This window comes from Streptomyces sp. CLV115, assembly GCF_038448545.1.
Taxonomy (GTDB): Bacteria; Actinomycetota; Actinomycetes; order Streptomycetales; family Streptomycetaceae; genus Streptomyces; species Streptomyces sanglieri.
Genome location: NZ_JBCEWQ010000452.1, coordinates 1 through 381, shown reverse-complemented (window position 1 = coordinate 381; position 381 = coordinate 1). Strand labels below are relative to the sequence as shown.

Here is a 381-nt window from a genome sequence, read left to right as displayed (position 1 = left end):
CGGACTTCACGGCCGATGGTGTGGCGGACGAGTACCACGGCAAGGAAATGCGGTGGAACCGTTCCTCGCAGGAGGTCAAGAACATCATCCAGCTGCTGAAGACGACGCTGGAGAAGAACGACGGCACCGCGCAGCACACGATCACGCGCGCGAAGGCAGCCGTCGACAACATCGGCTGACCCGTCCGGGCGGCCCGCCTGAGGCGGGTTCAGGGGTCGGGGCGGTAACGGGGAGCATGAGGTAAGAGCATGACCGGGTGGGATCTGAAGCCGCAGGGCATTCAGGGTGTGCTGAAGACGACGGGTGAGGTCGCGTCGAAGATCCAGACGCATGCGACGTCGTACGGGGATCATCTGACGTCGGCGGCGTCGAGTGCGGGCA

General features: G+C 64.8%; 1 protein-coding gene. It reads left to right on the top strand.

Annotated elements, in window-relative coordinates; all coding sequences use genetic code 11:
* Positions 1-248: 248 nt before the first annotated feature.
* A partial coding sequence (locus AADR41_RS42610; protein WP_342284130.1) for a DUF6507 family protein occupies positions 249-381 on the top strand: 133 nt, incomplete at its 3' end.